The sequence below is a fragment of the Nitrosomonas ureae genome (assembly GCF_900108305.1).
GTDB classification, from domain to species: domain Bacteria; phylum Pseudomonadota; class Gammaproteobacteria; order Burkholderiales; family Nitrosomonadaceae; genus Nitrosomonas; species Nitrosomonas ureae_B.
In genome coordinates, this window is the sequence record NZ_FNUX01000006.1 from 37610 (window position 1) to 63076 (window position 25467).

Consider the following 25467-nt stretch of genomic DNA (forward strand, 5'->3'; position numbering starts at 1 on the left):
TCTCCAATTACTGCGGTACAGTATGAGGTATCTCCATCACGCCTTCAATGTAGGATAGTGGTGCATGTAAGCTGATTGCCGTGGCTTCCATAAAGCGCATCACCGGTCCCGCTTGAACAGTAAGTATCAGCGTCATAAACAGCAACATAGCTACCGGCACGATCTCGATGAGAAGCACACGCGGTGCCGAGGTTTCCACCGGCGGCGCCCAGAAGGCACGAATACCGGCTCGGCCCATGGCGATCAAGGCAGAGAGGCCGGACAGGATGAGCAGCGCCACGAGCCACCATGATGCTGCCGGGATTGCACTGCCCTGCCCTAATCCTTCGGGGTTGAGCATGGCTGTGAGTATAACGAACTTGGCGATGAAACCCGAAAGCGGCGGCAAACCTGCCAGCAGGATGCTGCAGGCGACAAAGCTGATGCCTAGTACGGCAATTGTTCTCGGAATGGCAACACCGACTATTTCTTCTTCCTCTTCTTCTTCCTCTTCTTCGTCACTCTTGCCAAAAGCCTCCATGGTAATAGCCAAGACATTCGCAACCGCGTTCTGTCCTCTTTCCACCAGTTCGACCAGCATGAAGAATGCGCTGATCGCCAGGGTAGAGCTTACAAGATAAAACAAGGCGCCTGCGGTAACATCGACCTGTACAAGTCCTATGCTTGCCAGCAGCGTTCCAGAGGAAACCAGTACCGAAAAACCGGCAAGGCGGCCCAATCCTTGTGAGGCCAAAATACCGATGGCACCAAAGGCAATGGTTGCCATGCCACCAAAAAAGAATACTTGAGATCCAAAGCCGCCCGGCATATCTGGTGTTTCTTCGAAGAAAAGCAGCGACAGGCGCAGCAGCACATAGATACCGACTTTGCTCATGATGGCGAAGATAGCTGCCACTGGTGCCGGTGCTGCGGCATAAGTCGTTGGCAGCCAGAAACTCAGCGGCCACATTCCCGCTTTTATGAAGAAAGCCACACCGAGAATGGCTGCGCCGGACTCCAGCATCATGCGGTTTTCTTCATCGATCTTTGGAATGCGCATAGCAAGGTCGGCCATGTTGAGTGTACCGGTGACGCCGTAGATCAAGGCAACTCCGATCAGAAACAACAACGAGGCAGCGAGATTAATAGCGATATAGTGCAGGCCTGCTCTCACCCGAAGCAAGCCTGATCCGTGCAACACCAGGCCGTAGGATGCAGCGAGCATTACCTCGAAGAAGACAAAGAGATTGAACAGATCGCCGGTAAGGAATGCACCATTAAGCCCCATGAGAAGCAACAGGAACAAAGTGTGGAAATGTGGACCGGCCCTGTGCCAGCGTCCAAACGAGAAGATCAGTGTGGAAATGGCAAGTACCGAAGTAAGCATGAGCATCATTGCCGACAGGCGGTCAAGTACCAGATTGATAGCAAAGGGCGAGGGCCAGTTACCAAGCAGGTAGACTGCGACCCGTCCTTCATTAGCAGTACCGTCAGTATGAGAAATGCGCAGGAGTGCAACTGATATCACAAACAATGCAATAACTGACAGGATCGATACGATCGCTTTCAGTCGCCGTTCGCGATCGTCAAAAAAAAGCAGTAATGCACCGGCGACAAACGGAATCAAAATTGGCGCGATAACGAGGTGTTCCGGGTCCAGTCTCATCGTTCAGATTCCTTTCCGTCCACGTGATCGGTTCCCGTCAGGCCGCGCGACGCCAGCAGAACAACGAGAAAGAGTGCAGTCGTGGCGAAACCAATGACAATTGCCGTCAGCACCAACGCCTGCGGTACCGGATCGGCGAAGGTGGCAGGATCGATTTCGGTACCGGCCTTGATCACGGGCGGCGCATTTATTGTGAGTCGTCCCATGCTGAAAATGAACAGGTTGACGGCGTAGGAAAGCAGCGACAATCCAATGATAACCTGATAGGTACGTGGACGAAGGAGCAACCATATACCCGATCCGGCCAGCACGCCGATGCCAATAGACAGAACCAGTTCCATCAAGCGTCCTCCTCTGCTTTCACGGCCTCGGTGGTACGCACCCGGTGGCTGCGAATCGATTGGTGGGCCAGTGCAATCAAAATCAGGGCAGTTGCTCCGACGACCAGTGAGAATACACCAAGATCGAAGAATAGCGCACTAGCGATGGGAACCTTTCCGATCAGTGGTACATCCAGATATTGGAAATGGCTGGTGAGAAAGGGAAATCCGAACAGCCAGGATCCCATTCCGGTGAATGCCGCCAGTATCAGACCGAGGGCGATCCAACGTAGCGGCAAGATACGCAGACGGTCTTCCACCCACTGTGTTCCACCCGCGAGATATTGCAGCAGGAAGCCGATCGCCATGGCGATGCCGGCCGCAAATCCGCCACCCGGCAGATCATGGCCGCGGAGAAAGAGATAGGCGGCCAACAGAACGATGAATGGAAACATCCATTGCATGATCACCGAGGGTACCATCAGATAATTGTATACCGTTTCGCCAACTTTACGGTCTGGATGGTCGTCATCGAAGGCGTTCTGTATGCGTTGTTGTTCCGGTGTTTCGACGCTGTCAGATGCAGGGCGAAAACGCCGCAGGAGGGCGAAGACAGTAAGCGCCACAATACCCAGCACAGTAATTTCACCGAATGTGTCGAAGCCGCGGAAGTCGACCAGGATGACGTTGACAACATTGGTGCCGCCACCTTCGGCGTAAGCTCTCTGCAAAAAGAAATCGGCAATAGTCTCAGGTAACGGACTGGTCATCATCACATAGGCGATTATCGCCATACCACCTCCGCAGACGACTGCGAGTGAGAAATCGCGATATCGACGCATGTGCGCTATCAGCGTGGTGGAATCATCAGTTTCCTCCAGTCTCTTCGGCAGCCAGCGCAGGCCAAGCAGGATGAGAACCGTGGTCACGATCTCGACCAGCAGTTGCGTGACTGCCAGGTCGGGAGCAGAGAACCAGACGAAGGTAATGCAGGTAACGAGCCCCACACCACCCATCAGGATCAGTGCGGCCAGCCGGTGATACTTCGCTTGATAGGCGGCGCCGGTCGCACAGACGATGCCAATAGCCCAAATCGTCGCGAAGGCAGGATCAATTCCGTCAAGCGTTGGTAAGCCAAGGTTGAGATCCGTAGTGAGAAACGGCCAGAGACCGGCAATGAAAGCAATAAAAACTACGAGCCACAATTGTGGCTGCAGGCGGTATGTACCGAAACATTCCTCCATCCAGAGCGGCCAACGCCAGGAGATGGTAACAAGAAGCCGTTCGAAGATACGCTGCCCCTTGAAGTTGCGTACGCCGGGCGGACCATCCTCGCAGCGGGTAAGGTAATTCCGCAGCACCAGATAGAGAAGCACACCACCAGCAAGCGCCGTTACACTCATGATCAAAGGCGTGTTGATGCCGTGCCACACGGCGAGGCTATATTCCGGTGTGCGCTCACCCAGCACCGATATCACCGCGGTATGCAGATAGGGACCGATAGTCAGGCTGGGAATGGTTCCGACGATGAGACAGGCGAGTACCAGGAACTCGATCGGCAATCGCATCCAGTGCGGCGGCTCGTGCGGCTCACGGGAGAGACCGGTTGGTTTGGGACCGAAAAAGACGGTGTGAATGAAACGTACGGAATAGGTGACCGCAAATGCGCTCGCGATTGTGGCGACATAAGGCAGGACACCATCAAGTATAGAGTCGGAGTGTTCTTCAAGTGCTTCAGAGAAAAACATTTCTTTTGACAAAAAACCGTTGAGAAGCGGCACGCCGGCCATAGCCGCGCTGGCTACCATTGCAAGTGTGGCGGTGATCGGCATAAAGCTGAACAAACCGCTGAGCTTACGCATGTCACGCGTGCCCGCTTCATGATCGATGATACCGGCAGCCATAAACAGCGACGCCTTGAAGGTTGCATGGTTCATCATATGAAAAATAGCCGCCACTGCCGCCAGTGGACTGCCAAGGCTGAGCAGTGTAGTGATCAGGCCAAGGTGACTGATAGTCGAATAAGCGAGTAAGCCCTTCAAGTCTTGTTGAAAGATAGCGAAATAGGCACCCAGCAATAATGTGCTCATACCGGCGAGCCCGACGATGAAAAACCATTCCTCGGTGCCAGATAGGACCGGCCACAACCTTGCGAGAAGAAATACGCCGGCTTTGACCATCGTCGCTGAATGTAGATAAGCGGATACGGGTGTCGGTGCCGCCATCGCGTTGGGCAGCCAAAAATGGAACGGAAATTGCGCGCTCTTGGTTAGCGCACCCATCAGGATAAGCAACAACGCGGGAACGTAGAGGTCATCCTCACGAATCTTATCGCCCGCTGCCAGCACCACATCGAGATCGTAGCTGCCGACGATATGACCAATGATAAGCAGACCGACCAACAGGCAAAGTCCACCGATACCGGTAATAATCAATGCCATGCGTGCACCGTCGCGTGCAGCGGCGTTGTGATGCCAGTAGCCAATCAGGAGAAACGAGAAGATACTGGTGAGTTCCCAGAAGATCACCAGCAGAATGAGGTTGCCTGAGATTACCATACCCTGCATTGCACCCATGAAGGCGAGCAGGAAAGAGAAAAAGCGTGGTACCGGATCCTTCGGAGACATGTAATAACGCGCATAAAGCACGACGAGGAAACCGATGCCTGTAATCAGCATTGAGAACATCCATGCAAAACCATCTAATCTAAGCATGAAATTTAGACCGTGCTCAGGCAACCACTCGAGCGTATAACGCACGACTCCCCCATCTGCGACGGAGAGATAAAGATAAGCAGCGATTGCAAATGCTACGATTGCAACGCTACCTGATAGCCATGCCTCTGCATTGCGTGCATTCACTGGCACTATCGCGGCTAATGCACTTCCTATGAAGGGAATCAGAATCAGGAGTAAAAGGAGATTTTCGTCATTCATTCGTCAGGTAAATAATTCGATTTCGATTCGTCGCTGTCCATACGATCTGGCAGTATAAAAATGGCGGGGGATATCATATCATTCCGGAAAACTGATATTTTGCAAAATACTAAAACTTGTGCCGGAATATGAATCTGAGATGCTTGTAAAGCAACATTATCCAAGCCGCTCTTTCCGCACTGCATTCAGATGGCCATAGTTCGTCACACTTGCAATGGCACAGCTGACAAGCCGAATCAGTTTACGTGATATCATGGGAAATGATTCTGCGCAAGCCAGCGCACCGGCTTTGGGCGATATGTACTGTCAAAAATGGAATTTATCGGTCTGAACAACAAGCAGATCGGCATAGTACTGCTGTATGCGTGCCGCATCCTTTTTCATGGCTTAACAGTAATACTTGTTTTTCCATTTCTTCAAATGAAGATCTTGCTTTCAGGCCACGATTTACTATTTCACGAATTTCCTTACTAAATTGAAGGCATTCGCATACAGTGACATGGCGACTGAAAATGCTTTATTTGCACTTTCTGATTTCATGCGATCTTCCGAATGTTAACACAATTGGCATCGCTATTTTTGTCAGGGGCGTTAAACTTGTGTTTCGCTCTGAAACATCCCAATCCACGTTCACTACGTCAGGATTTTGGCGAACCATCTTCGTTGTAGTGGGTTGAACGGATTCAAAATAGAATCAATGGAAACGTTATGCTAAGGTGATAATCGTAACTGTGACTCGAGGAAGTACATGAATCAGCCATCAGATCCCTTAACATCATTGGAAAAATAATCTGGTTCAGACGCAGCATTTGATAGGGAACGGACATAACTGCACAGGCTGGTAGAAAATAAATGGAATGTTTATGAAAAGTGAAAAAGAGAAAATGCTCGCAGGTGAGCTTTACAACCCGCTCGACCCACAACTTTGTTGGGAACGTGACCGTTCCCGTGATCTTTGCTTGTTGTTCAATGCTACGCGCGAGAATCAAAAGGAGGAGAGACAGCGTTTGCTTGCTGAGCTCTTTGGAAAGGAAACGGATGCCTGGATCCAGCCACCCTTTTTCTGCGACTACGGCACGAACATCTCTCTGGGTACAAAGGTTTTTTTCAACTTCAACTGCGTTGTGCTTGATGTCACGCCGGTGACTATCAGCAGTAATGTGCTCTTTGGCCCTTCAGTGCAGATTTACACGGCAACCCATCCAATAAGTGCCGCTGAGCGCCGCAAGTGGCTCGAATCGGCAAAGCCGATCACCATTGGCTCTGATGTTTGGGTGGGTGGCGGCGCGATAATCTGCCTTGGAGTGGCCATCGGCGATCGATCAGTCATCGGTGCGGGAAGTGTGGTCACCCGTGATATTCCTTCCGATGTAATTGCGGCAGGAAATCCAGCCCGCGTTATTCGCACACTTCCCCTCGAAGCATCGGAGGGGACATAATCTGCAATTTTTGTTCTATTCTGCGCCAAATAAGACACCCTTCACAGTAATAACGACCCTAGGTATAGGATGTCTCTTGTCTTTCTCAGGAGCTGAGTAGAAATTAATGTAATTTAATTTAATTTCAAATTTAGATGCGAATGGACTTCCAGTAATTGGATTTCCAATAGACATGATCAAGCCTTGATATTGTGACGCCTTTCTTTTGAGATGCATGCAAGAATTTATTTTTCTCCAGATAAATTCCTACGTGATTTGATGCTTTACCGGTTCTGAAGAACACCAGGTCTCCAGCTCTTAAATCATTCTTTCTAATTTCTTGCCCAATTTTTGCTTGCATCCACGTTGTTCTTGGTAAATTCACACCAAGTTTAGATTTAAACGTCAAATGCACAAAACCCGAGCAATCAATTCCCTGCCGGCTCAATCCACCATATTGATAACGCACACCCTGCCATTCATTATAATGAGAATAGAGCGCTTTTCTCATGTTATTGTAACCTAATGACTTATTTACAGAAGAGCTAGAATTATGTTTGTAAGCAGACCGTTCCTGAATTGATTCGCAACCAACCAAGAAACTTACGCCAACAAAAATTATAAATCGAGAAACAGACCTTTTCATTGAGATGTACTTTCTCCTTGAATTCGTCCTTTACCTTAAATCAAAAACCAAGAAATAAAGAAGCTAAATACGGTTACCATGCGACCCCATGCTGGATAATTTTGATAGAACACATTTGGCCATATCTTTTAATGAAATAATCTCATTAACTCCCCCTGCTGCAATGGCTTCTTTGGGCATTCCAAAAACAACACAGCTCGCTTCATCTTGAGCAAAATTATAGGCTCCCGCCCTGTGCATTTCCAGCATTCCTGCAGCACCATCTTTTCCCATACCCGTTAGAATCACGCCAATAGCATTTTTTCCTGCGCAATTTGCTGCTGAACGAAATAGTACATCAACTGAGGGCCTATGTCGACTCACTGGTTCTCCATGATTTAATTCAGTTATATAATTCGCACCACTACGTTTGAGTAACAAATGCGAATGACCTGGCGCAATAAAAGCATGCCCCGGCAATATCCTCTCCCCTCCCTGAGCTTCAGTAACTGATATCTTACATATACTATTCATGCGGTTAGCAAATGATTGGGTAAATCCTTCCGGCATATGCTGCGTCACGAGTATGCCCGGAGAATCAGGTGGCATGCGAATCAGAAATTCTTTAATCGCTTCCGTTCCACCAGTAGAGGCACCTACTATAATTAACTTTTCGGTTGATGAAATGCGATTTGACACAACCGGTAAAACGGCATCCGCAGTAGCGCTTTTTTTAACTGGTATAGACATATGCCGCTTAAGCCTGGCCGACTTGGCTATACGAATTTTATCCGCAATTTCATTGCCATATTCTTTCAACCCCGACACAATATCAATTTTAGGCTTAGACACAAAATCAACTGCACCTAATTCAAGCGCACGAAAAGTTACATCCGAGCCTTTCTCGGTCAGCGTTGAAACCATGACAACGGGCATAGGCCTCAACCGCATTAATTTTTCCAGAAAATCAATGCCATCCATTTTAGGCATTTCAACATCCAATGTCAGCACATCAGGATTCATAGCTCGTATCATTTCGCGTGCCGCCAAAGGATCAGCTGCGGCTCCAATAACCTCCATATCTGGTTGGCTATTAATAATTTCACTCAATAACTTACGAATAAGTGCTGAATCATCAACGACCAAAACTGAAATTTTTTTCATATTATGAACTCAATGAAATGCAAGAAGTAGATTCAATCAAGAAAACAATTCTATTTCCCCACCATTTTCGACTTTGCGTAAACGTTGACTATAATCTTTTTCACGCTCGGAAATAGTTATGTTACGAGTATTCCGTAATTTCTTTACCATTACCTTATTATTTCTTGGAAAGAAATAGACTTTGCGCGGAAATATATCAACTAAATCTTGTGCCACCACTTTTATTTTTTCAGTTTGCAGAAACTTCAAAACAAAATCTGCATTCCTCTGGCCAACATTTGCAACCGTCAATCCATCCAGAACATTTCCGCCACCAAATACTTTAGCCTCAAGATTACATCTGCGAGCACCCAGTTTGAGCAACTGGTTAATCAATATTTCCATCGCATACGTGCCATAGCGGGCTGAAGCATTCAAGGGATTGCCCGCATCCGCACCACCATCTGGAAGCATAAAATGATTCATGCCACCGATACCGCTATAACAGTCACGTATGCAAGCTGCAACACATGAACCCAGCACAGTTACCAAAAGCATGTCTTTATCAGTAGCATAGTATTCGCCTGGCAACAATTTGACAGCTTGATGATTAAAGCTTTTGTCAAAATATAAATTGCTCGCAATTTGATCATCAAGGATCTCAGTCATACGATTATTGCCTTTTCCGATTAGATAATTCATAAACTGTTTTCTCACGCAACTTAAATAAATCAATAGCGTGTTGAAAACTTTCAGAATGCCCAGCAAACAACAATCCATCAGAGGCTAACAATGGCACAAATTTTTCCAAAATTTTGTATTGCGTTTTTTTATCAAAATAAATCATTACGTTGCGGCAAAATATCGCATCAAATGGACCTCGAATTGGCCAATTATCATCAAGCAAATTCAATTTCCGGAAGGTAATCATATTCCGTAACTCGGGACGAACTCTTGCCGAACCATCATGAGAACCTTTACCTTTCAAAAAAAACTGCTTAAGTTTTTCCTTAGGTAATTTTTCCAATTTATCCAACGGATAAATGCCCATTTGAGCTTTTGCCAACACATTTGTATCCAAATCCGTAGCCAGAATATGTACGGGCGGGGTATATGACTTGAATGCTTGCACCATTGCCATTGCCATTGAGTATGGTTCTTCACCAGTCGATGAGGCGCTACACCAGAGTTGAATTTTGTCGCGATTCTTGCGCTTTTCCACATGCCGCTCGAGAATGGGGAAATGATGCTGTTCACGAAAAAAGGCGGTAAGATTCGTTGTCAAGGCATTAGTAAATGCTTCCCACTCTTCCGGATTACCGCGTTCTAAATAGTCCAGGTATTCATCAAAACTATCAAAACCCGTCGCACGTAACCGTCTGGCAAGCCGGCTATACACCATGTTCTGCTTACCAGTTGAAAGTGAAATACCCGCATGCTTGTATATCAGCTTTCTAACACGTTCAAAATCAGTCTGAGTAAAATTATATTCGCGCACTTTACTATCAGAGTTATCTTCGATATCTGTTATTAACCCCATAATTTCCATCCACAAATAAGATAAAATGCTATTTCGCGATAATTATTCAACATCAAACCAAAATCCAGGTTACTTCTTTGACAGCGACAGCTTCATAATCGGCTAAAATGACACGACGCAACATGTTGATATTGCGGCAGAGTTCAGGCTATTTTTATTTGCCTTCTCTTTTTTCATAAAGGGTTAAGTAATGAGATCTACACAAGCTCTTGCTGTGATGCCATCACCAGAGCCGCAGCATCAAGAATAAGCGCAACTTTGCCATCACCCATAATAGTCGCACCCGAAGCTCCCTGAACTCTACGGTAATTACTCTCCAGACTCTTGATAACAACCTGATGTTGTCCAACCAGATCATCCACAAATAAAGCTGCTTTATGTCCTTCAGCCTCAAGAATGACAAGAATTCCTTTATGAATCTCTGTTACGCTCGGGCGCAAATTAAAGAACTCATGCAATGCGATCACTGGGAGATACTCACCTCTTACTTGCACTACACGCCCTTGTCCGCTCACTGTTTTAATATCGGTGGCCGCCGGCTGCAATGACTCGGTTATATAATTTAACGGGACAATAAACATTTGATCTCCCACAACCACAGATAATCCATCAAGTATGGCGAGCGTTAGTGGTAAGCGGATGGATATGCGTGTACCGGATCCAAATGTCGATTCAATATCGATACGCCCTCCCATACTCTGTATATTGCGTTTCACCACATCCATACCAACACCACGGCCAGACACGTCTGTAACTTGATCCGCTGTTGAGAAGCCAGCTTCAAATATCAATAACCAGACTTCCTGATCAGTCATTGCATCATGTACAGGAAAACCACGTTCTTTTGCTTTGGCAAGAATTTTCCCTCTATTTAGCCCTGCGCCATCATCGCTAACCTCGATAACGATACTTCCTCCCTGATGAAAGGCTCTAAGAGTGATCGTGCCTTGCGCCGGTTTACCAGCAGCCATACGCTTTTCAGCTACTTCGACACCGTGATCCAGACTGTTTCTAACTAAGTGTGTCAAAGGATCAGCAATTTTCTCGATTAACCCTTTATCAAGCTCTGTATTTTCGCCAACAGTTCTCAACTCCACGCGCTTATTCAATTTCGCTGCCAAATCACGTACAACTCGTGGATATCGGCTAAATACAAAACTGATTGGCATCATACGAATTGACATCACAGATTCTTGCAAATCTCGTGTGTTCCGTTCCAATTGACTCATTCCGCTATACAATTTTTCGAACAATACCGGATCATACTGAGAAGCTGTTTGCGCAAGCATTGCTTGAGTAATTACCAATTCCCCAACTAAATTAATCATTTGATCAACTTTCTCTATACTGACCCGGATAGATGACGTTTCGCTAGCAGAGGCTGCTGCATTAGTTTTTCCAAAAGATTTATTGGTAACTTGGGATTCATTTTTATTGCTGCACGTATTCGGCAACTGTGCTTGGTCCAGGCCAGTTTCTGAATCTTCTATATTCTTTGGTACAGCGGGTGCTCCAGGAAAAAAACCGTAACCTGATACCGAAGACGCCTCACACGTCAATTCGTCTACTTCCGCTAAAGCCCCTGTATCATGGATTGATTCACTCAGGATCTCAATTTCTGCTACCTTGGCTGGAGTATTATCAATCGTAGTCGCTTCAATTTTAAGACTCGCGGGATCGACCACGAATGCCAAAGTTTCCCAAACATCTTCTTCACTACTACTTGTGGTCAGTGCTAATTTATAGCGCCCCTCCACATTTACCGGCGTAAGATTCTCCAGATTACCCAACCCCTTTAAATTAGAGAATAAATTCTCAAGTGCTGTACTACTCAAATCCGTACTGGAAAACTCGATAATAAAACTAAGCCCTGCGGCAATATTCTCATGAGAAACTTTATCTACACCGGAACCAACATCAATCTCTTGCGACACTGGCTTAGCCTTAGTATCAGAAAAAACTGTTTTGGTATCTACTATCGATGCAGCTTCCTGCGTATCCTCACTTAATCTTTTAAGTTCTTCACAAATGGCTTCAGCAACAGTGGGATCAGCTTGCCCTTCTCCACGATGCCCATCCAATTGGGCTTTGATAACGTCCCCGGCCTTTAAAAAAGCATCGACCATCTCACTACGTACCTCAAGCTCACCCTTACGTAATCTATCAAGTAGTGTCTCCAACATATGCGTCATCTCCGTCATATCTGTAAAACCAAATGTTCCTGCTCCACCCTTAATAGAATGAGCAGCACGAAATATAGCGTTTAAATCCTCCAAATCGGGCGAATTCACATCCAGTCTGAGTAAACACGCCTCCATATCCGCAAGTAACTCTGAGGATTCTTCAAAAAATATCTCATAAAACTGTTCAAGATCTGTACTCATGAGAACCCCTATTTCAAGTTGAATTGTTTGATTAACGCTTTAAAGAAAGAAACTCAATATTAGAGAAACAACAAAACATTTACTCTTTGAGAGTAGAAGGTTATTTAAACCTATTATTCCGCTTAGAAATATTATTTTCTAACCAATAACTTTACCGATTACTTCCAATAATCTTTTGGGATCAAATGGTTTCACTAGCCATCCCGTCGCTCCCGCCGCTCTACCTTTTGCTTTTATTTCATCACTGGATTCAGTGGTCAATATCAAGATAGGAATATTTTTGTATTGGGCTAATTTCCGCAGCAACTCAAGTAACTTTAATCCATCCATGCGAGGCATATTGATGTCGGTTAGTATTAGATTAATTTGATGATGACTTGCCTTATCGAAAGCATCTTGACCATCAACTGCTTCAATGACTTCATAACCTGCACCTTTAAGTGTAAAAGTTACCATCTGCCGGATTGACGCAGAATCATCCACTGCAAGTATCGTTTTAGCCATTTACTTTACTCCTTTGCTGATAATATTAAGTTGCCCGACAGAAAATACCCGTTAAGCATTTTTTAAAAAACCTCAACATCGCCCATCTGCATTCCTTGCTGCACAACGGGCTTTTTTTTGCTTTTATTCTTCACTACATCAACTGCTTTAGAGATTCCTGAATGTATTGAATCCAAAGCTTCACTTTCAGTTTTTCCCTGCCAACCACCTTGCCGATCAATACGTTGCAATTCAACATTTAACATTTCCACTTGACGCGTAGTGTGGGCAAGCAATTGCGCAACTAAATCACCAAACTGCAAGGAGGTAATTGCCATTTCCAACTCTTGCTCGATTTGATTAGCAATAACCATTTGTTTCTCCAATAACTCATTAATGCAGCTATTTCCTTCAGGAGCGGCCATTCTTTCAATCGCTAGAACCATTTCATGATGAGACTCAGTTAATTTACTTATATACCTGAAGTTAATAACTAAATTATTAACTGCGTCACTAACCAATCTTTCAGCCTGATTCAAATCCTCTTTGATACCCATGAAATACTCATCGGCAGCGTTATTGCATATAACTTTATCCTTATCTTCCAGCACCGATTTGCCTTCAGATTTATTATCAAGCTTGTCGCTAACTGATTGCAGCTCAGTCATAATTTTTCCTCGGCACTTGTTTTATTCGAAGTCATTATCGCAATCGTTTGATACAGAAACCTATTACTATTAGTTGGGAAAATTCTTTGTGAACCAATGACATTCATCAATTCCGATTAGTTATATATCAATACTCAAAAACTTAAAAATAATCCGATAACATGACCAATCTTTCAGTTGGCAACTTCACTGATTCGATTTGCCCAACCAATTGCTTGTATCTCGATATCTGCCAATTCACTCAGACTTAGAAAACCAAGTTCAGTCAATATCAATTGAATCACAGCAACATCTCCTTTCTCATTAGCTTCTATTAACTTCAGTTCTTGACCTAAACGCCCTTCCCGGTTCAATAGCGCTTGACTCATATCATCAGGAATTTCCAATTTATCGACAATTTTCTGCATCTCAATGCCCAGCAGCACATTAAGCAGAGATAATATACCGACCATAAAAGCTCTTTCTTGATGATTCTTATCATGAGGCCGTTCCGCTGTTGCAATTAATTCCATTAATTTGCCTCGTGCTGCAGCTGTCTGCATTAATGCATTGGACATATTTTCATTAGACTGATCAGCTGTATAGAGCAGCAATTGCACCCACCTTTGCAACTGCTTTCGTCCCATTATCATAATCGCATGCTTGATCGAGTTGATTTTTTGTGGCAATCCACTTGCTACAGAATTCACCATTCGCATCAAGTTGTAACTTAGTCCGGGCTGATGCTTAAATTCCTTCTCTATTTCTTCAATATCGCTATCCCCCATCACTAGTGTCAGTAATTTCAATAGCGACAACTTTCCTGGGTCAGCTCGCTTTACAGACAACACTTCAGGTTTTGCAAAATAAAATCCCTGAAACATCTGGAATCCAAGCTGCATACAGTTGCTTTCTTGTTCACGAGTTTCCACTTTTAAAGCCAAAAGCAATACTGGCCAACGATTCAACTCAGTTACCAATTTAGAAAGTTCATTTTTCTCCAGTTCAAGCACATTCACTTTAACCACACTGACCAATGGCAGCAATTGCTCGACCTTTTCATTTATGGCAACCGCATTATCCAGCGCGAATTGATATCCTTTTTGCTTCAATTCACTACATCGCTGCATAAAATCGGCTGTCAGCGTCGTTGTTTCCTTTATTTCGAGTACTACATGTTTACTGGGTAGCAAGCTAATGATATCGCTCATCACTAGCGCTGGATCCGCATTGATAAAACCTCGCTGTTTGCCCAGCACATTCTGAATACCCAACTGACAATAAGCATTGATGATGACATTTGCGGATGCGGATAAGTCGTTACTAATACTAATCTCCTCATCAGCTTCTTCTTGCCTGAAGAGCAATTCAAAGGCCACCAAATTTTGATTACGATCAAGAATAGGCTGCCGCCCAAGAAAGAAACCTTCCATTTACTCCCCCACACTAACCAAGCAATATAAAGAAACGCTTAAGCACACCGGCTCTGTCTATTTCTCTGACTTTCTTCATTATTCACAAACATATTTTTCTAAGATTCATATAATGGAAAAAATGATCTTTCATCCCAATCTTGCGCCAGGTTAAACGAAGGCAGGAATTGCTCTGTTTTTCCCTGTTCGCTTTGCTTGATAAAGCGCTTTATCGGCACGGCTTATAACTGAATTCTGGTGCTCTCCAAATGAGCGCAATGCAACGCCAGCACTAAAAGTTATTGGCATTGATTCGTTATCGATTTGTAAAGAGAAACTTCTTTCCAAGTTATTTTGTAACCGCTGGATTATAGTTAATGCATTTTCCAGCTCAACCTCGGGCAATAAAATCACAAATTCCTCGCCACCAAAACGTGCGACTATATCGGAAGGCCGCAATGTTTCCTTAGCGACAGTAACTAAGTTAATGAGTACACTATCCCCGTATTGATGGCCAAAATTGTCATTAATATTCTTAAAATTATCCAGATCAATCAGAACCACCCCCAATGATTGCGCATTTCTGTCGGCACGCGCTGCTTCACGCTTAAAAATATCATCAAGACCACGGCGATTGAATGCACCCGTCATTTGATCTGTCTGCACAAGTCCTCGCAGTTGCTCCAACTCATCTTTCAATAATTCAATCTTCTGCTCCGCTCGTTTTACCTGCTCCTGAGCAACAAAAACCTCATCGCTAAATTTCAATCCTCGCGTCTCGGCTAACACGACATCCAGAATCCGAATGATTTCATCAGCATTATGTGTTTTACGAATTTGTTCGGCGTAATGTTCTACTTGCTTATAATAATCTTCAGAACCAATCATGGATTTCTGCTCACTGCTAATAGCATTAGTCGATTTCACCAATCTCAATATTCTTTTTTGCTTATGATTAATAGCCTCTTGCATTTGCTATCCTCCTCAATTGACGATATTAGATGCAGAACAAACCAGCAGGGGATAACTCGTTGGATTGCGAAGGAGAATCCGTCCTGATATAAACTGCCACGTCTGTAAGTTAACAGAACGTGGTTAGAACGGATGTAAAGAATAAAAAGGGAAATCGGGCGCTATTTACCGATAAGAATGGCTTCTATACTGACTTAGCAGTCTCTCTGAAAAGTGTCGAGCCATAGTTGTATGGATAAGCCACGTTAGAAACTGTGCGGGTAACGTCTTAAATGAAAAGCTCTGCCAATTGTGCACCTCAACAACAGACAAAATCTGAAACAATTATTTTTCTGCAATACAATGCTCCACCATTGCTTGCTTGTAATCAATACGGCCAAATGAAACATCTTTTAATTGACCTTTGCGATCAAATAAAATACACGAAGGTGTTCCTTGCAGTGCAAAGTTCTCGAAAGTCTCAGCTTTCATCGATTTCTGCTCCAGATAATGCCTGACTTGATGCAACACCGATCTTTTCTGCTCATCGTCCAGGTTCTCAAAATTCGGAAGAAATTCACCAGCATAGCGCAGCACGCGTTCATCAGTAACTTGCTCAGTTTCCGCCACAACGCGATCCATGCCCACTGCAAAAGGAATTTTCCATGGCAACTTACCCTCTGATAATATGCCATATTGATTCAGAGCCTTGAATGTTTCACCGACCACTTCGCCAGTAGTAATTAATTTCTGCAAGTTCTCGAGCGTATTTTTGTCATAATCCTCAAACGCAGTGGCCAAACCGATGACAACCAATCCATGTTGATGGTAGCGTTCGTGCAGATCGATAGCTGTAGGTAACGAATAAATAAAACAGCCCGGACAATTCACCTGAAAAACCTCGATCAACACCACCGAACCCACTAAATTATTTAACACAATCGGTCCCCCTTGCACCCAAGCGGCAACCGAAACATCAGAAAGCGAATGATTATTCATGGTTAAAATAGTTAAAATAAATAATTAGAAACTCTGGCATATTACAGAAGCTGGACACTATCATGCAGTATTTTTGATAAAAACAAATTAGAATCCGCCAAAAATGCGTTACTGGTTAATGAAATCCGATCCTGATGAGTTCAGCATTGAGGACTTTGCAGCATTACCCAAACAGACCATAGCTTGGGAAGGCGTACGCAATTATCAATCACGCAATTTTATGCGCAATCAAATGAATACCGGTGACCAAGCCTTCTTCTATCATTCCTGCTGCAAAAATCCCGGCATCATGGGCATTGCAACTGTCAGCAGCCCCGCATATCCGGATGTTTCGCAATTCGATTCCGGCAGCAAGTATTTTGACCCCAAGGCATCAGTAAATAACCCGCGCTGGTTTAATGTTGAGCTTACCTTAACCAGAAGAATCCGTCTGATCTCGATCAGAGAACTCAGGCAGTATGAAGCGCTGTGTCGCATGCGGATACTGCAAACCGGTAACCGCTTATCGATCACCCCAGTTGATCCGGCCGAATGGCAATTTATCCTGAACCTGTTATGATCGCACTGGATTCTTTTTATCGAGACCGAACATGGAATGGTGGCTGATTTATCTTCTGACCGGTGCATTTGTAGGTTTCTTCGCCGGCTTGCTCGGCATCGGTGGCGGACTGATCATGGTGCCCGTGCTGATTACCGTATTTACTGCTCAGAATTTTCCCGTCGATCGCATCATGCATATGGCACTCGGTACCACGATGGCCACCATCATTTTCACATCAATCACCAGCTTGCGCACTCATCATCAGCATGGCGCAGTAAATTGGCAAATTGTAAAAAATATTACCCCCGGTATTTTTCTCGGCACTTTCGGCGGCGCAACTTTGGCGGGATCGATGACGGGCCAATTACTGAGCTCTATTTTTGTCATTTTTATCTTTTATGCCGCCACGCAGATGCTGCTGCAATTTCGTCCCGGCCCGATGTTTCAGCTACCTGGAAGAATCGGTATGTTACTTGCCGGCGGATTTATTGGCGCACTTTCCAGCCTGGTTGCTATTGGCGGTGGATTATTATCAGTGCCATTTCTTACTTTGTGCAAAGTCAAACTTCAACACGCTATCGGCACTGCCGCCGCCATCGGTTTTCCCATCGCGCTGGCCGGAACTATCGGCTATGTCGTCAATGGATTGATTCAATCGGATACACTTCCTGCCAACAGTTTAGGTTATGTCTATTTACCCGCATTAATTTGGCTGGTATCCGCCAGCATGTTGACAGCGCCGCTCGGTGCAAGACTAACACATTCGACCCGAATCGCCATTTTAAGAACAATCTTTGTCGTATTGCTTTATAGTTTGGGTATTAGAATGTTAATCAACTTAATTTGAAGGGGAGATTTTTATTTATCTTATCGCAGTATCTCAACTGTAAGACTCCACCCCTTTTCATGGGTGCCCTGCTCAAGAAAACCGTCATTTCATCTCTGCGAATTCAACTTTTCACTTCTTAGCGGCGAGCTGCAGCAAAGCCCTTTACTCCGCAGCTTTCGCCATTTTGATCGCTCGCATTACCATGTCACGCGCTTCGGCCGCATCACCCCAGCGACCGACACGTACCCATTTTTCCGGCTCAAGATCTTTATAATGCGTGAAAAAATGCTCTATCTGTTGAAACACGATATCAGGCAAATCCTTTCGCTCGGACACATGTGCGTAATAAGGGAAGGTCTTGGTATCCGGCACGCAGATAAGCTTCTCATCGCCGCCATGCTCGTCTTCGAGATGAAGCAACGCAATCGGTCTTGCGCGCACTACGCATCCGGCAAGGAATGGCGAACGGGCGATAACAAGCGCATCAAACGGATCGCCATCATCGCATAAAGTATGAGGAATAAAACCGTAATTAGCCGGATATCGCATCGGTGTATGTAAGATGCGGTCTACGAATAATGCTCCGGATTGTTTATCAAACTCATATTTAACGGGCTCACCGCCTGTTGGCACTTCTATGATGACATTGACATTGTTGGGCACATTGGCGCCTACGGGGATTGCTCTGATATCCATGAAACATGCCTTTCTCGATTTTTTGGGATTAGGAAGAAAAATACTACGCAGATCTTTACTTTTGTAATTTTAGTGTACTGAAGGCCGGAACGGCTGTCAAACATTCGCCCTTGCCTTTAGAAGAACAAATAAATCGGATAATTTCTGCGCGCCGGTTCAATTGAGAATTTGAGGTATTGCATGAGGCCAGCCTTACTGTTTTATTCGGAAACGGTAACATGCTTAGCCGGTTTCATTTGCGCACTACGCGACAAATAGCCTGAATAGCAACCCGCGAGCACCCCTAAAATCCAACTGAGAACAACAAGAACAGGCATCAAATGTGAATCGTTCGTATCGCGAAACCGGCTGATCAATACTCCCAGTGGTGCCGCCCCTACCACTATAAAAGCGCAAATTCCCAGCGCTCCTTTGCTCCATCGATACACCGCACGTGATAACAGCAAAAATGGTAGCGCCATAATTAGTTGAGTATGCCAGGAAATACCACTCCAAAGTAGCCCAAAACCAATAAATGACAATAGAAAACCACTGACAAGCGCACACAGAATAATGAATATACTGTGCCAAAAATTGCGGGTATGAGGCCCTTCTTTCATATTAGCCACTCATTATTTCCAAACACTCTGTTAAATAATCCAGTATGCGCTTCCTAAGCATCGATAGAAATCTTAAGGTTTAAGGTTAATCCTGCTTGGAAAGCATAATGTCAAGTATCAATCATACAATAACAACACCATTGATAAACGAGTTGATCCAGCAATTTGACAAAGCTTTAAGGTATATCGAGAACCTATAATGAATTCAAATTAAAATGCTATACTCGCAAAGCAATTGTAAGCTTGAGAAGAAAGAGGATCAATTTCTAAAATATGGTGAGATTCTGTATGAGAAAACTTGACAAAATACATAGCTGCTTCTTCTGTTCCCGCTATTACAATCTACAAAATTACATAGAATGCTGACAACCGCTGTAATCGCTTCAATCAATCATGTTTTACGCAGTGAAAGCTGGGCATCCAGGCGATTGCAATCTTTTACCGGAAAAACAGTCTGCATCCGGACTTTTCCCTTAATTAATCTCAAAATGCTCATCAACTCCAAGGGTGAGTTACAAAAATCTGATGATTCTATAAATGCAGATGCAACATTGACATTATCTCCACTAATACTACCAGGATTATTGGCCCGCGAACTGAACGCATTTACGCAGATAAAAACGACCGGCAATCCAGCCCTGGTTGAGGAATTGATTAATATCGGCCAGCATATCGACCTTAAAGGAATCGTTGAGCACGATCTTAGCAGTGCGATCGGAGACATACCAGCACACCGGATCACCCATGCGGGTGAACATCTGGTGCAATGGCAAGCAAAAAATATCGAGCGTTTTTCCCAGACATTGATCGAATATTTAACAGAAGAAAATGTTTTTCTGATCAAACCCAACACAGCCCGCCGATTTGCAGAAGAGATAAATAGCGTGCAACTTAATATTGAGCAACTGGAACGACGGTTAAATAAATTGACGCAACATAATATCTTTGCAAATGAATAAAGAATGCCATGAAGCGCATTCCTTCTAGCAAATTGCTGTCGGTATTGAACTTGAGTAAATAATACCTGAAAGTATTCTATCTAACCTTTTTGGCACAATTGACCCCTACCGATTATTGATTTACTCATGCGCCTATTTCGACTTCTAAAAATACAATACGTCGCTTTCCAATTCGGATTGGATGAATTTGTCTTAAATCATAGCCGCTTGCGGGTGTTAAGAATTATTGTAAAAACATTAACCTTCTGGAGAAAACTGGATAAACCGCGTGGGGAGAGATTGCGGCTGGCTTTAGAAAAATTAGGCCCTATTTTTGTCAAATTTGGCCAAATGCTATCTACCCGGCGCGATCTTTTGCCTCACGATATCGCCGATGAATTGGCCAAACTGCAAGATCAGGTTCCCCCATTTTCCTTACAGCTCGTATTAGCCGCATTAGAAAAAGAATATGATCAGAAAATCAATGAAGTATTTTTCGAATTTAGTGACACACCGATAGCCAGCGCATCTGTTGCACAAGTTCATTTTGCGGTCTTGCACGATGGAACCGAAGTGGCGGTAAAAATATTACGCCCTAATCTGGAATCCATTATCGCGCACGATGTTGCGTTGATGGATACGGGCGCCTGGCTCGCAGAAACACTCTGGTCGGACGGCAAGCGTCTAAAATTGCGGCAGGTCGTCTCAGAGTTCGCCCGCCATTTGGATGATGAGCTTGATCTGATGCGCGAAGCAGCCAACTGCAGCCAATTACGCAGAAATTTTCTAAATTCTCCATTGTTGCTGGTACCCGAGGTCTACTGGGATTATTGCCGCAATGGCGTAATGGTAATGGAGCGTGTCAAAGGCACCCCTATCAGTCATGTTGAAAGATTGCAGGCCCAAGGAATCGATATCCCGCAATTGGCGCGCGTTGGAGTGGAAATATTTTTCACTCAGGTGTTTCGCGATGGATATTTCCATGCCGATATGCATCCGGGAAATATCTTTGTTGGTGAAGATAGCCGGTATATTGCGGTTGATTTCGGCATCATGGGAACACTCAGCGATCAAGATAAAAATTATTTGGCACAAAACTTTCTGGCCTTCTTCCGTCGGGATTACGGGCGCGTCGCACAAGCTCATGTAGAAGCCGGCTGGGCACCTAAAAATACCCGGGTAGACGATTTTGAATCCGCCATACGGGCTGTTTGCGAACCCATCTTCGACAAGCCGCTGAAAGAAATATCCTTTGGGCGGGTTTTGTTTCAGCTGTTTCAAGCCTCACGACAATTCAATGTCGAAATCCAGCCGCAACTGGTACTGTTGCAAAAAACATTACTCAATATTGAAGGCCTTGGCCGTGATCTGGATCCGAATCTGGATCTCTGGAAAACCGCTAAACCATTTCTAGAGCATTGGATGGCTGAGCAAATCGGCTTACGTGGATTTGCCAGTCGAATACAAAAAGAAGCCCCGAACTGGGCGATTATCCTGCCGGAATTTCCTCGTCTGATACATCAAGCTTTTGCAGAAAACCGCAATCATGCTTTGGAAAAAAGAATGACCGACCTGGTCATCGAAGAAAAACGGCAAAACCGGTTGCTGTTGCTAATTGCAATCTTGCTGGCTGGATTGCTGTTCTGGCAAATATTTCACTGATTCGCTTTAATTCAATATTTCTTCGCGGAGAAAAGCATTTTTTCCGTTAAAACAGTCTTTGCCAGCATAAGTACCCTGCACATCATCAATCTGGTTTTAACAAAAAGAAATACGTTAAACTAACAACTTATTTTTCTAACCTCATTATTTATTCTTATGAGCTATTATCAATACCATGTTTTTTTCTGCACCAACCAACGTGAAGGGGGTGCAAAATGCTGCAATAATTTTTGTGCCCAGGAACTGCGTGACTACGCCAAGCAGCGCATCAAATCGTTAAAACTCGATGGTAAGAAAAGAATCCGTATTAATAATGCGGGCTGCCTTGATCGCTGCAATGAAGGTCCCGTTATTGTGATTTATCCGGAGGAAACCTGGTATACCTATATCGATCAAGAAGATATTGATGAAATCATCGATGAGCACTTGCTCAAGGGAAATATTGTCGAGCGTCTTAGAATCTGATCTACTGCATCCCAATGAATGCGCGCTTCCATCCAGGAAGCTTTATTGGTACGGGATCCGCTCGCCAGGTATGAGGTTACTGTAACAATAATAAAATCTACGCGTCATCATTGTACATTCTCATCTACTATTCAGTATCGCCCGGAATAACAACGTTATCCAAACCATCACTAGAACTGCCCCAACACAAGTTTTTACGCCACTCAATCGAGTTTTATACTCGTCTCATCGAGTCAAAGAAATCAGAATTATTTTTGGTTCCTTTGATTTTATCCAACAGAAATGCCATTGCATCCATATCATCCATTGGGTGCAACAACTTACGCAACACCCAGATTTTCTGCAGAACTTCGGCGGCAATCAACAATTCTTCACGGCGCGTACTTGATCGATTCACGTTAATTGCAGGATATATCCGTTTCTCAGCCATGCGGCGGTCAAGATGGATCTCCATATTGCCGGTACCTTTAAATTCTTCATAAATCACGTCGTCCATTCGTGAACCGGTATCAATCAGAGCGGTCGCAATAATTGTCAACGATCCGCCTTCTTCGATATTCCGTGCCGCGCCAAAGAACCGTTTAGGGCGTTGTAACGCGCTTGCATCCACGCCCCCTGTCAACACCTTTCCTGATGCGGGTACCACGGCATTATAAGCACGAGCCAGCCGCGTAATCGAGTCAAGCAGTATTACGACATCTTTCTTGTGCTCGACCAAACGCTTGGCTTTTTCAATAACCATTTCGGCCACTTGGACATGCCGAGCGGCGGATTCATCGAAGGTGGAAGAAATCACCTCTCCCTTGACGGAACGGATCATTTCCGTAACCTCTTCCGGACGTTCATCGATCAATAACACCATCAGAATCACATCTGGATGATTAGCCGCAATGGCATGTGCAATATGTTGCAGCATGACGGTCTTACCTGATTTAGGGCTGGCCACCAGCAATCCGCGCTGCCCCTTGCCGATCGGGGCAATCAAATCAATAATGCGGCTTGTAATGTTTTCTTCAGCCTTGATATCCCGTTCAAGTATCAATCGCTCATCAGGAAACAGCGGTGTCAGGTTCTCAAACAGAATTTTCTGCTTGGAATTTTCTGGTGGCTCATTATTAACTTTATCAACTTTCACCAGTGCAAAATAACGTTCTCCATCTTTTGGCGGACGAATCTCACCATCGATTGAATCGCCCGTGTGTAAATTAAAACGCCGGATTTGACTGGGTGAAATATAAATATCATCCGGACCGGCTAAATATGAGGTATCCGGAGAGCGTAAAAAACCAAATCCATCCTGCAGCACTTCCAGCGTCCCATGACCATAAATATTCTCGCCCTTACGCGCCTGATTTTTAAGCAAGGCAAAAATCAAATCTTGCTTTCGCATTCGGTTGGCGCCGTCAATTTCGTTTTCGATAGCCATTTTCACTAGTTCAGTGACATGTAAATTTTTTAGATCAAATAAGCGCATGAGAAAGCTCTTAAAAAAAGAATACTTGGGAAAAAGATAAAGGTGCTGGAAAGGAAAATATTACAGATGGGATAATAAAAAAAGCCGTGACGTGGTTTTTATCAAAAAATAATCCACAAATCTATCTGCTTCTAGACTAATGAGTTTAAATATGGCTGTCAATAAATGCTGTCAATTGCGATTTTGATAGCGCGCCTACTTTAGTGGCTTCTATATTTCCATTCTTAAAAAGCATTAATGTCGGAATACCACGAATGCCATATTTGGGAGGTGTTAACTGATTCTCGTCAATATTCAGTTTTGCCACTTTAAGGCGCTCGCCATATTCACTGGCGATTTCGTCAAGTATGGGCGCTATCATTTTGCAAGGACCACACCACTCTGCCCAGTAGTCAACGAGTACAGGGGCAGCCGATTGCAAAACTTCCGTTTCAAAATTTTCATCGGTAACGTAATGAATATGCTGACTCATAAAATAAAATCCCTCATTAAAATTGTTCAATTCTTGGAATAGTAGCCTCAATATTATCTCTGAGACCGGTTTACGTGATTGTTGGGAATAAAGCCGTAAAAGAGAGGTATAAAATACCAACCTGATTATGCTATAGAAAAAACTATTAAAAGGGAAGTGGCAACACGCCAAAAAAGTGTTTTAAAATCCAATCCGGTAAACTTGCATACAAAATTGATTCAAGAATCAAGTCTTACGCTCACAATTGTTGGAATGCCACAATATGATCAATTTCAAGCTTGATCCCTATCTTCTCGCCAATGGTATGATTATGACGGCTGGATACTAACGCCAATACCCGCGCGCCACCAGCAAGACGCAACGTATATAAAATTTCTGCGCCACGAAATGCCTTGCACACTATTGTCGCCTGCAGCGAACTGGTATCGTCGTGCACGATATCATCCGGCCGTAACAACACATCCACGGTACTACCCATCTCATATGAATGAGGAACCGCATTCTCTAAAATCCCAAGTTCGACCTCAATCTGTTGAGCACCAATCACCTTCCCGGGAAGAAATACACCTTGCCCGATGAAGTCGGCAACAAAACGATTCGCCGGCCGATGATACAAATTAAAAGCAGTATCCAGTTGTTGCATCTCACCGCGATGCATGACGCCAATTTCGTCAGCTATCGCAAACGCTTCGGCTTGATCATGGGTAACCAATATGGCCGTGATTCCCTGGCTCTTAATAATTTCACGAACTTCCAGGCTCAAGCGTTCACGCAAGCTAATATCCAGATTGGAAAAAGGCTCGTCCAACAATAACAATTCCGGCTTGGGCGCCAATGCTCTCGCCAATGCCACGCGCTGCTGCTGCCCTCCCGATAATTCATGCGGATATTTTTCCGATGCCTCAGTCAAATGCACGACATGCAACAATTCATCGACACGCCGGGCACGTTCCGCCGCGGTTAAACGATGCAAACCAAAGCCGATGTTGGCGGCCACGTCCAAATGTGGAAATAACGCATAATCTTGAAAAACCATGCCAATACGCCTGCGTTCCGGCGGCACAAAAACATCTGCGCTACTGACGCAAACTCCGTTCAGGAAAATTTCCCCGGCCAACACTGGCTCAAATCCTGCAATACATCGTAATGCCGTGGTTTTCCCGCAACCACTCGGCCCCAGCAAACAACCTATTTTCCCTTTCTGCAGAGCCAGAGTTAAATCATCAATCACAGCTTGCTTACCGTAAGCCTGCCGGACGCTGTTCAATTGCAACAATGGAGTGCTCAT

Annotated in this window: 24 protein-coding genes; 6 read left to right on the forward strand and 18 right to left on the reverse strand. The window is 44.7% G+C overall.

Annotation, left to right across the window (positions count from 1 at the left end; all coding sequences use genetic code 11):
• Positions 1 to 7: 7 nt before the first annotated feature.
• From C4S39_RS05115 to C4S39_RS05125, 3 genes are read right to left on the reverse strand one after another with little or no spacing between them, the layout of a single operon-like run.
• The gene (locus C4S39_RS05115; RefSeq protein ID WP_103965971.1) at positions 8 to 1645 is read right to left on the reverse strand and encodes a monovalent cation/H+ antiporter subunit D; all 1638 of its coding nucleotides are present in this window, start codon (positions 1643 to 1645) and stop codon (positions 8 to 10) included.
• Positions 1642 to 1986 carry a Na+/H+ antiporter subunit C gene (locus C4S39_RS05120; protein ID WP_103965972.1) on the reverse strand — a complete coding sequence of 115 codons (345 nt, stop codon included), beginning with the start codon at positions 1984 to 1986 and terminating at the stop codon, positions 1642 to 1644. The genes C4S39_RS05115 and C4S39_RS05120 overlap by 4 nt, the downstream gene beginning before the upstream one ends.
• The gene (locus tag C4S39_RS05125; RefSeq protein ID WP_103965973.1) at positions 1986 to 4901 is read right to left on the reverse strand and encodes a monovalent cation/H+ antiporter subunit A; all 2916 of its coding nucleotides are present in this window, start codon (positions 4899 to 4901) and stop codon (positions 1986 to 1988) included. Before C4S39_RS05125 ends, C4S39_RS05120 begins: the two co-directional genes overlap by 1 nt.
• Positions 4902 to 5764: 863 nt before the next feature.
• On the opposite strand from C4S39_RS05125, the gene C4S39_RS05135 reads away from it, so the two are divergent.
• The gene (locus tag C4S39_RS05135; protein WP_103965975.1) at positions 5765 to 6340 is read left to right on the forward strand and encodes a sugar O-acetyltransferase; all 576 of its coding nucleotides are present in this window, start codon (positions 5765 to 5767) and stop codon (positions 6338 to 6340) included.
• Between the two features lie 130 nt (positions 6341 to 6470).
• Here the strand turns inward: C4S39_RS05135 and C4S39_RS05140 are convergent, their stop codons facing one another.
• The 10 genes from C4S39_RS05140 to C4S39_RS05185 all read right to left on the reverse strand — a co-directional run bounded on the left by C4S39_RS05140 (position 6471) and on the right by C4S39_RS05185 (position 16503).
• Positions 6471 to 6965 carry a C40 family peptidase gene (locus tag C4S39_RS05140; RefSeq protein WP_103965976.1) on the reverse strand — a complete coding sequence of 165 codons (495 nt, stop codon included), beginning with the start codon at positions 6963 to 6965 and terminating at the stop codon, positions 6471 to 6473.
• Positions 6966 to 7028: 63 nt separating this feature from the next.
• Positions 7029 to 8108 (reverse strand): protein-glutamate methylesterase/protein-glutamine glutaminase, encoded by a 1080-nt coding sequence (locus C4S39_RS05145; RefSeq protein ID WP_103965977.1) that lies wholly within the window; start codon positions 8106 to 8108, stop codon positions 7029 to 7031.
• 36 nt (positions 8109 to 8144) lie between these two features.
• Positions 8145 to 8756 (reverse strand): chemoreceptor glutamine deamidase CheD, encoded by a 612-nt coding sequence (gene cheD / locus C4S39_RS05150; protein WP_103966057.1) that lies wholly within the window; start codon positions 8754 to 8756, stop codon positions 8145 to 8147.
• Between the two features lie 4 nt (positions 8757 to 8760).
• On the reverse strand, positions 8761 to 9627 hold the full coding sequence (locus tag C4S39_RS05155) for a CheR family methyltransferase (RefSeq protein WP_103965978.1): 867 nt from the start codon (positions 9625 to 9627) through the stop codon (positions 8761 to 8763).
• 197 nt (positions 9628 to 9824) lie between these two features.
• Positions 9825 to 12011: a chemotaxis protein CheA gene (gene cheA / locus C4S39_RS05160; protein WP_103965979.1), complete on the reverse strand. Its 2187-nt coding sequence runs from the start codon at positions 12009 to 12011 to the stop codon at positions 9825 to 9827.
• Positions 12012 to 12149: 138 nt separating this feature from the next.
• Positions 12150 to 12515 carry a response regulator gene (locus C4S39_RS05165; RefSeq protein ID WP_103965980.1) on the reverse strand — a complete coding sequence of 122 codons (366 nt, stop codon included), beginning with the start codon at positions 12513 to 12515 and terminating at the stop codon, positions 12150 to 12152.
• 62 nt (positions 12516 to 12577) lie between these two features.
• Complete coding sequence (locus tag C4S39_RS05170; protein WP_103965981.1) at positions 12578 to 13162, reverse strand: hypothetical protein; 585 nt, start codon at positions 13160 to 13162, stop codon at positions 12578 to 12580.
• Between the two features lie 173 nt (positions 13163 to 13335).
• Positions 13336 to 14574 (reverse strand): EAL and HDOD domain-containing protein, encoded by a 1239-nt coding sequence (locus C4S39_RS05175; protein ID WP_103965982.1) that lies wholly within the window; start codon positions 14572 to 14574, stop codon positions 13336 to 13338.
• A 150-nt stretch (positions 14575 to 14724) separates the two neighbouring features.
• On the reverse strand, positions 14725 to 15525 hold the full coding sequence (locus tag C4S39_RS05180) for a GGDEF domain-containing protein (protein ID WP_103965983.1): 801 nt from the start codon (positions 15523 to 15525) through the stop codon (positions 14725 to 14727).
• 324 nt (positions 15526 to 15849) lie between these two features.
• Positions 15850 to 16503 (reverse strand): thiol-disulfide isomerase, encoded by a 654-nt coding sequence (locus tag C4S39_RS05185; protein WP_103965984.1) that lies wholly within the window; start codon positions 16501 to 16503, stop codon positions 15850 to 15852.
• Positions 16504 to 16606: 103 nt separating this feature from the next.
• On the opposite strand from C4S39_RS05185, the gene C4S39_RS05190 reads away from it, so the two are divergent.
• Together C4S39_RS05190 and C4S39_RS05195 are read left to right on the forward strand one after the other, a co-directional pair.
• Positions 16607 to 17062 carry an EVE domain-containing protein gene (locus C4S39_RS05190; RefSeq protein ID WP_103965985.1) on the forward strand — a complete coding sequence of 152 codons (456 nt, stop codon included), beginning with the start codon at positions 16607 to 16609 and terminating at the stop codon, positions 17060 to 17062.
• Positions 17063 to 17093: 31 nt separating this feature from the next.
• Positions 17094 to 17891 (forward strand): sulfite exporter TauE/SafE family protein, encoded by a 798-nt coding sequence (locus C4S39_RS05195; protein WP_103965986.1) that lies wholly within the window; start codon positions 17094 to 17096, stop codon positions 17889 to 17891.
• A 144-nt stretch (positions 17892 to 18035) separates the two neighbouring features.
• Here the strand turns inward: C4S39_RS05195 and ppa are convergent, their stop codons facing one another.
• Entirely contained in the window at positions 18036 to 18569 is a 534-nt protein-coding gene (ppa, locus tag C4S39_RS05200) for an inorganic diphosphatase (RefSeq protein ID WP_013647590.1), read from the reverse strand.
• A gap of 200 nt (positions 18570 to 18769) precedes the next feature.
• Positions 18770 to 19168, reverse strand: coding sequence for a lysophosphatidic acid receptor (locus C4S39_RS05205; protein ID WP_103965987.1), 399 nt, complete (start codon positions 19166 to 19168; stop codon positions 18770 to 18772).
• A gap of 359 nt (positions 19169 to 19527) precedes the next feature.
• On the opposite strand from C4S39_RS05205, the gene C4S39_RS05210 reads away from it, so the two are divergent.
• The 3 genes from C4S39_RS05210 (at position 19528) to C4S39_RS05220 (ending at position 22233) form a co-directional block, all read left to right on the forward strand.
• Positions 19528 to 20127 carry a ubiquinone biosynthesis accessory factor UbiJ gene (locus C4S39_RS05210; RefSeq protein WP_103965988.1) on the forward strand — a complete coding sequence of 200 codons (600 nt, stop codon included), beginning with the start codon at positions 19528 to 19530 and terminating at the stop codon, positions 20125 to 20127.
• 126 nt (positions 20128 to 20253) lie between these two features.
• Entirely contained in the window at positions 20254 to 21768 is a 1515-nt protein-coding gene (ubiB, locus tag C4S39_RS05215) for a ubiquinone biosynthesis regulatory protein kinase UbiB (RefSeq protein WP_103965989.1), read from the forward strand.
• Between the two features lie 156 nt (positions 21769 to 21924).
• The gene (locus tag C4S39_RS05220; protein WP_103965990.1) at positions 21925 to 22233 is read left to right on the forward strand and encodes a (2Fe-2S) ferredoxin domain-containing protein; all 309 of its coding nucleotides are present in this window, start codon (positions 21925 to 21927) and stop codon (positions 22231 to 22233) included.
• 214 nt (positions 22234 to 22447) lie between these two features.
• Here the strand turns inward: C4S39_RS05220 and rho are convergent, their stop codons facing one another.
• The 3 genes from rho to C4S39_RS05235 form a co-directional block, all read right to left on the reverse strand.
• Complete coding sequence (rho, locus tag C4S39_RS05225) at positions 22448 to 23707, reverse strand: transcription termination factor Rho (RefSeq protein ID WP_103965991.1); 1260 nt, start codon at positions 23705 to 23707, stop codon at positions 22448 to 22450.
• A 145-nt stretch (positions 23708 to 23852) separates the two neighbouring features.
• Positions 23853 to 24179 carry a thioredoxin TrxA gene (gene trxA, locus C4S39_RS05230; protein ID WP_103965992.1) on the reverse strand — a complete coding sequence of 109 codons (327 nt, stop codon included), beginning with the start codon at positions 24177 to 24179 and terminating at the stop codon, positions 23853 to 23855.
• A gap of 238 nt (positions 24180 to 24417) precedes the next feature.
• The gene (locus tag C4S39_RS05235; protein ID WP_103965993.1) at positions 24418 to 25467 is read right to left on the reverse strand and encodes an ABC transporter ATP-binding protein; all 1050 of its coding nucleotides are present in this window, start codon (positions 25465 to 25467) and stop codon (positions 24418 to 24420) included.